The organism is Acinetobacter sp. YH12072 (assembly GCF_013419565.1).
Classification (GTDB): domain Bacteria; phylum Pseudomonadota; class Gammaproteobacteria; order Pseudomonadales; family Moraxellaceae; genus Acinetobacter.
Genome location: NZ_VOZV01000056.1, coordinates 1 through 9,384, shown reverse-complemented (window position 1 = coordinate 9,384; position 9,384 = coordinate 1). Strand labels below are relative to the sequence as shown.

Genomic DNA, 9,384 nt, shown 5'->3' with positions numbered 1-9,384 from the left:
CCAACCTCACGCTATAAAACGTCACCATCCAAACCAAGCATTGACTTATCTGCCCTAAACAAACCACCAAAAGCTCTACTTTTTAAGCTTTTCTCAGTCCTAAAATATTCCAACCGGATAAAAAAAAATATAAAACAATCACTTTCAGAAACCTTTGCACGAATAAACACACAAAAGTTCATTAAATTGGTATAATACAATAAAATCAATCACCTAGCAAAAAACACGACTATGGCATGGAAACAAACAGGGCAACTCTCCCTAGCAGACAGTCTCATTAACGCTCACAAAGCCATCGAAGAATTAGATGAACTACACAACCTAATTGACTGGCAAACTATCGAGCAAACCTTACGCCACGTTCATAGCAGTGAGCGTGGGGAATCTGCCTTTCACCCTGTCATCATGTTTAAAGTATTACTCTTACAAAAACTCTATAACCTATCGGATCCAGCCATGGAAAAACAACTGGCACGAGACTTACTATTTCGTCGCTTTGTTGGCCTATCATTAACGGATGATGTACCCGACCATAGCACCATTTGGCGATACCACAAACACCTAGGTGAGCTTAGACTGATTGAACCATTGTTCAACCAAATCAATGAGCAACTAGCCCAACAAAACATTTTTATCAAAGCGGGCAGTGTCAGCATCATCGATGCCAGTATCGTTGAAGCTAAAAACAAACGACCTAAGAAAGGCAAACACACCGACAATACCCAAGATAACGAAGCCGCCTATGTCAGTAAAAAAGACAGTACAGGTAAAGTAAAAACCACCTACGGCTTTAAAATTCATCTCAACTGTGATGAAGACAGCTTTGTCAAAAAGGTTGAAACTACCCCTGCCAATGTCCATGATTCCCAATGTTTTACCACGCTGTTAACAGATGATGAATCAGCCGTGTATGCTGACAGTGCGTATAAAAGCCAAGCCCATGATGACTACCTTGCCGAGCATGAACCACCGATAAAAAATCATATTCATGATAGAGCATGGCGCAATACACCCTTAACCGAACAGCAAAAACGCAATAATACCCAAAAGAGCCAAACTAGAAACACCGTTGAGCGGGTCTTTGGACATTTTAAACTGCATTATGGGATGAGCAAAGCTCGTCATTTAGGGTTAATGCAATTTCATACCAGCACTTTGCTTGCAAGCATGGTGCATAATTTAAAAACTGCCCTAAGCTTGAAACGAAAATACGGACTCGCCTAGGGTTATTGTGTCTGTTGGTTAGTAAGCTCAGCCAATAGACACAAATTTAACAACCATTTGGAGATTTTATCCATGATTTAGCCATTGTTTTGCTTATTTCATTGCCATTCTTTGTTTTTTTTCGGTTTGGTGGTATGCCTCGAGCAAAGGGGCTGTTTCGTGCAAAGGTCTCTATAAAGCATTTCGTATAAGGTGTATTATGTTAATTTTAGTAGAACTAATAAATCTATATATTTGAAAATGTCATTTTACTCAATTAAATACTCTTCAGATATTTCACACTGTTCAACAAAAAAATGATCATGTGAAACTAAAATTACAGCGCCCTGATATTGGCTAATAGCCTGCGATAGAAGCTCTCTAGACTCAATATCTAAATGATTTTCTGGTTCATCAAGCAATAATAAATCAATACCATCAGGATAGTGACTCATTGCTAATAATGCGACTTTCAATTTTTCACCACCACTCAGTTCTGATAGTTTTAATAAAGCTTTTTCACGACGAATACGTAACTGACCTAACAAATTTCTCCACTCAACTTCAGTAAGATTGGAGTTATAAAGTGCAAGGTTTTCGATTACGGATAAATCATTATTTAATAAACTAAAGTTTTGATCTAAATACAAACATGTTCCACTAAAGAAAATATCATCACGTTGATGGGTAGAAATCAATTTCAATAAGGTTGATTTACCAATTCCATTAGCACCTTTAAGATGGATTTTTTCGCCAGCTTTCAATGCAAAATTAATTTTATTTGTTGCTGTATGGGGTAGCTTTAAATCATGAATTCTTAAAATCTCTCCTTGCTTCGTACTCTGTAAGTGGAATTCAAACTTCTGAGCTTTGATTTTTTCTACAATGGTCTGCCTATTAATCAGACTATTTTTCAAATCATCAGTTTGTCGAGTTTGTTGGGCACGTAGCTTACCTAAGCTTTGTCCAGCATTTTCCTTTTTGAAATCTAGAAAAATCTTTGCTTGAGAATTAGAATCACGAAGTTCATTGCCTTTAGATTGACGTTTATTCGCTTTCATTAAGCTATCATGTTGCCGTTGTTTTAACTGCTTTAATTCTTTTTTCTCATTATTAATAGACTGAGTTAATGCATCCATGTGTAGCTGATGCTGTTGAATGTAATGCTCATAATTACCTTTGTAGTGTTGTAAGCCTAATTCAGTTAAAGCATAAATATGTTGGACTTGATTGAGTAATTGGCGATCATGACTAATCAGGCATACACCACTAGGGTGTGCCAAAATACTCTCAATTAACCATTGTCTAGATGTTGAGTCTAAATGGTTGCTTGGTTCATCTAAAAGTAGATAGTGATCCTTTTTTAAAAACAAACGACATAAAGCCAGCTTTGTTTTTTGTCCTTCACTCAGTTTTTCTGTTGGAAAGTTCAAATCCGTAGGTAAGTCAGCATTTTCAAGTATATTTTGCCATTTTTGTGGTAAATCCCAGGTATTTTCAACTAACTCATAATCATCAAAACTAGCTGTATTGTTCTCTATACGCCGAAAAGCATGATGTAAATGATCTACCTCTAATGCTTGTGCAATATTTTCAGCATTAAGGCGTTCTAATTGTGCCAAATAATCATGTTGGATATTCCATGAAACTTGACCACTATAATGAATATCTAAAGCTTGGCTTTGATCTAATATTCTGAACAATAGGGATTTACCTAAACCATTACGTCCAATTAATGCAGAAACCTGTCCTGATAAAAGCGTAATGTTTAGCTGATCAAACATTTTCTGTGTAGAAAATTCTAAATTTAAGTTTGAAGCAATACATGCATGTTGCATAAAAAATTCCTCATGTAGAGGATATGCAAAATAGTGAAGATTAACTTATAAAAAACAATATATTATTTAGGATATAAAGTAGAGACCAAGAATATATAGCCACAAGTAGAATCTATTTTGCACATCAAAAGTTTAAAAATAATGATGAGAAAATGACTTACTTCATTGGCGTTACTCTTGGGAGGATGATTTGAATAAGGTTATTTTATAATGATAAGACAATCTGTCAAGCTTGTACTAAAGCTTCTAAAAGTTATTTAACATAATGGCTGTTATACGAAATTCAGTTGTCAGAAACCATTTATTACATCAAAAGTAATGAAAAAGTAAAGAATATGACTTATATTATCTTTACTTTAATGGTTTTTGAGTGAGGGAATCATGTCCGCAGTCAATTTCAATATGCGCTTAGAAGCAGAGTTAAAAGAACAAGTCACCCCAATTTTGGAAGACTATGGTTTGACTATGCCTCAAGCATTCAAACTGTTCTTGAATCAAATCGTTAAAACTAAAGCGATTCCTTTGTCTTTTGACTATGCACGAGAACCTGCTTTAACTCCTAAAGCAGCAGCCAAGTTACTTCAATCTTTAAAAGAGATTGAAAATGGCGAGTACACCGAGTACGAAACGGTAGAAGAAGCGATTAAAGCTATGTCGGAAGAAGCACATGGCTAAACGTAAGATTATCGTAACCAGTTCTTTTAAACGTGATATTAAAAGACGTTATTTAGAACTGGTTACGGCTGAATGGGCAGAAGTATTAGATTGTTTAGTCGCAAATAATCCTTTGCCTGAAAAGTATTTAGATCATCCCTTGAAAGGTGGTGCAGAGTTTAAAAATTGTCGTGATTGTCATGTGAAGCCTGATTTAGTCTTGATCTATAGGCTTGTTGGTGACGATATTTTAGAACTGCATCAGTTGGATAGCCATTCCGAAATTTTTGGATGACTATCGCTCGATGCTTTGAAAGATGGCTTTAGCCATGTTTCAAAGTCGGGCAACTTTGCGACTGCTGTCATTGATTCGGTGATGGCAAGAGCCGAGCAAAGTACTGTCTAATCATTATTTTGGGTCAATCACACAATAATCCTTATTCGCTCCGTGACAGTCATTTTTCATGATGCGAACGCAAGACTTCCCATTGCAATTTTTAATATCTAGGCTGTATTTTTGTTCTAGCCATGCAACGTCTGCTCTACGCTGTTTGATTTCGTCCATGCTCGGCACATATAAAAATAATGCTAAAAAGAAAACGATCAGCAAGCTAACAAAAGCACTGGCGTAGATTGCCATGAATCGCCAGTCAAGTTGATTGGTTGCATTGTTTAATTCCCGAATACTGTTGTTGAGTGCGTCTATTTGCTTCTGATTGGCGTTTTTTAGGTGTTTTTCGGTCTTATTGAGTACTCCGCTAGCCACTTCCTTGTAAAACGCTTCTAATCGCTTGTTATCGTCTGCTATGGCTTCTCGATACTCTTTCATAGATGCCAGTAAAATATAGAGCTGGTCATCTAGGTCGTTTTGGTTGCTCATCGGTACATTCCGCCCTGATCTAAGTCTTGTGATGCTTTACGGTTGGCTCGCTCGGCTTGCTGTTGCTCTAGTTTTTGCTGTCGTTGTATTTCGGCTTGGCGTTCTTGTTCTAGGCGTTTAGCTTCTTGGTTTTTCTGCCATTGCTCGAAGCCTTGCTCGGCACGGTTTAAACCACGCTGTAAAACGCTGTCTGTGCGCTGTTGCTGTTGTTTGAGGTGTTGGGCGTTGTGTTGCTTCACATGGTCGTTATAACGGCTGATTTCGGTGTCTATGCCTTGTCTACGGAGTTGAGTGACCGAAGTCCCCTCATGAATGGTGGCTTGTAGTCCATTGTTCTGATCGGCATAGCTGCGGTGGTCTATTTTTTCTCGGTAGCCTGCTCGCTCCAGTGCGTGATTGGCTAAGTCCGCCCATGTTTCCCGAATCTGTTTGATGTCGTCTTGGGTTGTTCCCATATTTAGGCTTTTGCGTTTGGCATTACTTAACTCAATATCGGTTTTTGTCGTCAAAGTGAGTTTATTGTCAGGGTCTAATTCAGCTTTTCGGGTGGTCAGCATGATATGGGCGTGATGGTTTTTATCATTTCCGCCTTTGCTGGGTTCGTGAATGGCTAAATCTGCGATCACGCCATAGCGATCAACAAGTGATTGAGCAAACTCTTTTGCCAAGTCCTTACGTTGATCAGCGTCTAATTCATCAGGTAGGGCAATGACCCATTCTCTAGCAGTTCGAGCATCTTTGCGGTTTTCGGACTGTTCCGCCAAGTTCCACAATTCGCTACGGTCTATTTCTATATCAAGGTTAGACACAATTTCGCTATGGGCGACACCATCCTTTCTCGTAAAATCGTGGGTTAGTCCTGTTCGTTCATCTTTGAGTTTTTCCCCTGCACGATAAGCCATAGATGCAACGGCAGTTCTTCCCGAACTGCGGTTAACGGTTTTGGTTGTACAGTGGTAAATCGCCATTAAATTTTCCTTGTGGCATCCACGTATTGATTACATTTCGGGCATTCTTTTCTAATAGTTTGAATGGATACTCCATTCATTTGCTCTATAAGAATTTTAGGTAATTTGTATAAAAATTCATTCCCACAGTTTGAGCATATAAAAATATGCTGTTCATCAATATTGTATTTCTTCATTTGCTTTACCGCTCTTGCTTTTGCTTTTGGGGTTAAGGGGTGTCCCCCTTACGCATCTTTTGACTTGAATGAAATTCAAGTCGTAAGTGCGCATTTCATGAAAAACACGATAGCATATTACCCGCTTGAATTTCAATTCATAGGGTCTTATGCTTGAGTGGTTTTCTATATTCCGAAATTAACCGTTATGACTAAATCTGCTGAAAATATCGAAAAGAAAATTGAAGCCCAGTTAGAGAAGCTGAAACAGTTAAAAGCACAGAAACAGGCTATTGAAGCAAGAGAACGTACCAAAAAGAAAGAACAGGAGCGCAAGGATGATACTAGGCGTAAAATTTTGCTCGGTTCTTACTTGATTAAGAAAATGCAGGCAAATGAAGCCAATAAAGAAAAAATACTCGCTGAACTCAACGAATATTTAACAGAAAATAGAGATCGACAGCTTTTTGATTTGCCCGATATTGAAGCCTAATTTTTCTTAGCTGTTTGGTTGTTTTGTTCGGCTTGATACTCTGGAATGAGCGTATTTAAAACCTTTTGAATATTGTCCTTGTCCTCGATTTGTAAATTATCCCGATAGTAAATTAAGTTCTGTATTTTGCTTTCCATCTGCATTTTTTCGGTGGGTTCGGCATCTTTGGATAGTCGGGATAATAGGAAGATATAACCGCATATATTTTCCCTCGCAATTTCATAATTTACGATGTCGAGGTATTCAACGGTCACATGCTTTAGATCGGTTGATAGGTTATTTAATTTAATCATGGCTGAAATCCTGATTTTTCTAAAATTGGATAAAGCTCTCTGAATTTTTCAGGCTCTAAAAGCATATCAGCGATACGAATAGCAAATTGTTGGTAGCTTTCTGTACCTTGTGAATATTTCCCCATTTCAGGCATTTCTGACATTTTTTTTGCAAATAAATGGCGTTGTGCATCGGTCATTTTGATAAAAAAGTCAGGTGTGTTTGGGTCACGCTTAGAATCTAATTTTTTCGGTTGTTGTTTCTGCTTAAACTTGAATGAAAACCCAGTAATTGTACGCCCTTTCTTGTGTTGCTCATAAGTGGCTTTTATGTCTGTATGTTCATTGATTTGAGTAATGGCAGTTTCTAATACACGGCTTTTAAAATGGTGCATACGTTGATATTCATCATCTTCAACACCTAAATTTTTACGTAATTGTTGTAGTTCAAAAACAGGTGTTTTACCAACTTCACGCCAAGCGATTAATAACTCATAAAGTCTAGTAGCATACTTACTGGTTAGGTGTGCAACTTGTTTGGCTTCATATTTTGTAAAGTGTTCTTCTAATCTAGTGATTAAAGGAACTACATCAGGTGCGAAAGTAATTTCTAGTAATGCCAAATCATCTACATAAAAAATACGGCTTACCCAGCGAGAGCGAACGATACCTACCTTCCCTGTTTTTTTATATTCGGCTGTATAGCTAAACTGCCTGTTAAATAGATTATTTACGGCATCTTTCAGGGCTTTGTAGGATGCATCAGGTGATACATTAAATAGTTTTGCATAGTCACTAGCATGTATTTCTAGTTTGCTATCTGCCGTAATACCCCGCCCTAATTCCCTTGCATTAATGATTGCAAGCATGACTAAACGCTGTTCCGTTAGTTCTAAATTATAACTGGCGTTTATTAATGCATTATCTTTCACAACTAAACCATTCTTCATATTAAATACACGTTATTATTAATGTGTATTTACACACTATATATTTTATGTGTGTAAATCAAGAGAATTTGTGTGCTTATACAAGAGAATTTGTGTGCTTATACAAGAGAATTTGTGTGCTTATACAAGAGAATTTGTGTGCTTATATAAGCTGTAGTCCTCTAATATCAATGTTTTCAGCTTATCTAAAAGCATTTAAAAGCTTTAAAAATAATTAAAAGCCTTTCGAGAGGGGAGTGCAAACTGCCCTAGGTACTCGCTAAAGCTCGTACTCTATTGAAGCTCGTTCCTCGCTTCGTGGGGCAGTTTTTGGGTAATCCTATTTGTGAAATCTAAAAGCAAAAATATTGGTAATGTATTCGCTTCGCTCATACTTTTTGAAAAGCAAAAGCTCCAAAGTTCGCACCCATTCGGGATGCTCTGTACCTACCGTTTAAAATCGAAAGGGAGCTTGTAATCAGAGAAAAGGCGAGGGCGAAATTTTGATGATGCTCAATCGCTCGTAGACACTCGCTCGGTTCTTATTATCTAGGTTTTAATTATTTAATTGAGCTAATCAAAGTTGTGAAACATTGATTAAATAGTAGGCGTGGAACGTGACAAATCATTAAAAAAGCCCGAACAGTGATGTTCGGGCTATCAACTAGAAACTACAGCGTTGAATTATAAGGATAATTATAAGAAACGTTTGCATAAAAATTCCCCTATTTGCCTCATTCTATACAAAAAAGTAGCCGGGAATTAAACCGCGATGCTGAAATTGCTCAAAAATGTCATAAAAAATGCCCCGAAAGGCGTTGTGATGCTTTAAAACACATAAGGGCGAATAAAAATTAAGAAGAAAATCCCGAGCATCAAAAACCATTTTAAGAAGTAGTACACGCGACTATTTTTAGCTTTTAAGGCCTTCGCTTTTAAACGCACTTGATAGACATAGCCAAAGACTTTGTTTAAGCCACCTGTCTGATCGCCTGCTTCATTCGGAGAACTTGCTGCGGTCATCACATTCTTGCCAAACCAGTGATTAAACTTTTGCATCCAGCGAGATTTTAACGGACGCTCAACATCGGCAAAGAAAATAATACGGTTTTGAGAAGTACCATTTTCAGCATAGTGAATATAGGTTTCATCAAACACCACACTTTCACCATCACGCCATGAATAACGCTCACCATCGACATCAATAAAACAACGGTCATCATTGGGTGTCATCAACCCCAAGTGGTAACGCAATGAACCTGCATAGGGGTCACGATGGCGCACTAAACGACTGTCGGGCGCTAGTTCAGTAAACATCGCCGCCTTAATGCTAGGTAAAGTTTTTAATAATGCTGTGGTTTTTGGGCATAATTCTGCTGCTGATGGATGCGCGGAGTCATACCATTTTAAATAAAAACGCTTCCAGCCTGTTTTAAAGAATGAATTAAACCCCAAATCATCGTAGCTACTTGAAGCTTTAATACCGCCCTGTTGATATAAAGCTTTGGCTTCATCACGAATCATTTCCCAGTTGTCATCTAAAACTTTTAAATCTTGAAAATGCTGAGTGTCGATATAAGGTTGATTCGGCACTTTAGAAAATAAGTACATTAAATAGTTAATCGGTGCAAGAATGGTCGAATGGTCAAAAAACTGACGATAAAAACTATGACGCACCTTGCCGCGCTGTTGAATATACAACGCTGAAGCGATAAAAATCGCCAAAATAATCCACTTCAACATAGAACTAACCAAATACTGAAAACAGCAAAAATTCAAAAATGTCACATATTCTACTCCATTTCAGCGCATGACATCATCGCAGAAAATAGAACACAGCATTGCCAGTCGCTCTGTATACCCACCCAACCTCACGCTATAAAACGTCACCATCCAAACCAAGCATTGACTTATCTGCCCTAAACAAACCACCAAAAGCTCTACTTTTTAAGCTTTTCTCAGTCCTAAAATATTCCAACCGGATAAAAAAAA

General features: G+C 37.6%; 10 protein-coding genes. 4 read left to right on the top strand and 6 right to left on the bottom strand.

Annotated features, from left to right (window positions below; translation table 11 throughout):
- Positions 1 to 231 precede the first annotated feature (231 nt).
- The gene (locus tag FTU19_RS15215; protein WP_005028482.1) at positions 232 to 1,224 is read left to right on the top strand and encodes an IS5-like element ISAba23 family transposase; all 993 of its coding nucleotides are present in this window, start codon (positions 232 to 234) and stop codon (positions 1,222 to 1,224) included.
- Positions 1,225 to 1,472: 248 nt separating this feature from the next.
- Here FTU19_RS15215 and FTU19_RS15210 read toward each other — a convergent pair whose 3' ends face one another.
- Positions 1,473 to 3,041 carry an ATP-binding cassette domain-containing protein gene (locus FTU19_RS15210; protein WP_159124549.1) on the bottom strand — a complete coding sequence of 523 codons (1,569 nt, stop codon included), beginning with the start codon at positions 3,039 to 3,041 and terminating at the stop codon, positions 1,473 to 1,475.
- A 381-nt stretch (positions 3,042 to 3,422) separates the two neighbouring features.
- Between FTU19_RS15210 and FTU19_RS15205 the strand changes: the two genes are divergently transcribed.
- Together FTU19_RS15205 and FTU19_RS15200 are read left to right on the top strand one after the other, a co-directional pair.
- Positions 3,423 to 3,716: a type II toxin-antitoxin system RelB/DinJ family antitoxin gene (locus FTU19_RS15205; protein WP_004870963.1), complete on the top strand. Its 294-nt coding sequence runs from the start codon at positions 3,423 to 3,425 to the stop codon at positions 3,714 to 3,716.
- On the top strand, positions 3,709 to 3,990 hold the full coding sequence (locus FTU19_RS15200) for a type II toxin-antitoxin system YafQ family toxin (protein ID WP_001129137.1): 282 nt from the start codon (positions 3,709 to 3,711) through the stop codon (positions 3,988 to 3,990). Before FTU19_RS15205 ends, FTU19_RS15200 begins: the two co-directional genes overlap by 8 nt.
- 114 nt (positions 3,991 to 4,104) lie before the next feature.
- Here FTU19_RS15200 and FTU19_RS15195 read toward each other — a convergent pair whose 3' ends face one another.
- Positions 4,105 to 4,575, bottom strand: coding sequence for a hypothetical protein (locus tag FTU19_RS15195; RefSeq protein WP_004870960.1), 471 nt, complete (start codon positions 4,573 to 4,575; stop codon positions 4,105 to 4,107).
- Positions 4,572 to 5,543 carry a MobQ family relaxase gene (mobQ, locus tag FTU19_RS15190; protein WP_087528904.1) on the bottom strand — a complete coding sequence of 324 codons (972 nt, stop codon included), beginning with the start codon at positions 5,541 to 5,543 and terminating at the stop codon, positions 4,572 to 4,574. Before mobQ ends, FTU19_RS15195 begins: the two co-directional genes overlap by 4 nt.
- Positions 5,544 to 5,906: 363 nt before the next feature.
- Here mobQ and FTU19_RS15185 point away from each other — a divergent pair, with 363 nt between their 5' ends.
- Positions 5,907 to 6,191, top strand: coding sequence for a hypothetical protein (locus FTU19_RS15185; protein WP_004871868.1), 285 nt, complete (start codon positions 5,907 to 5,909; stop codon positions 6,189 to 6,191).
- Here the strand turns inward: FTU19_RS15185 and FTU19_RS15180 are convergent.
- The 3 genes from FTU19_RS15180 to lpxO all read right to left on the bottom strand — a co-directional run bounded on the left by FTU19_RS15180 (position 6,188) and on the right by lpxO (position 9,135).
- Positions 6,188 to 6,484 (bottom strand): hypothetical protein, encoded by a 297-nt coding sequence (locus FTU19_RS15180; RefSeq protein WP_087528905.1) that lies wholly within the window; start codon positions 6,482 to 6,484, stop codon positions 6,188 to 6,190. The genes FTU19_RS15185 and FTU19_RS15180 overlap by 4 nt on opposite strands.
- A complete protein-coding gene (gene repM / locus FTU19_RS15175; RefSeq protein ID WP_026438545.1) occupies positions 6,481 to 7,413 on the bottom strand; it encodes a replication initiation protein RepM in 933 nt (310 codons plus the stop codon). Before repM ends, FTU19_RS15180 begins: the two co-directional genes overlap by 4 nt.
- A gap of 807 nt (positions 7,414 to 8,220) precedes the next feature.
- Positions 8,221 to 9,135, bottom strand: a complete 915-nt coding sequence (gene lpxO / locus FTU19_RS15170; RefSeq protein WP_179997574.1) for a lipid A hydroxylase LpxO — start codon at positions 9,133 to 9,135, stop codon at positions 8,221 to 8,223.
- Between the last annotated feature and the right edge of the window lie 249 nt (positions 9,136 to 9,384).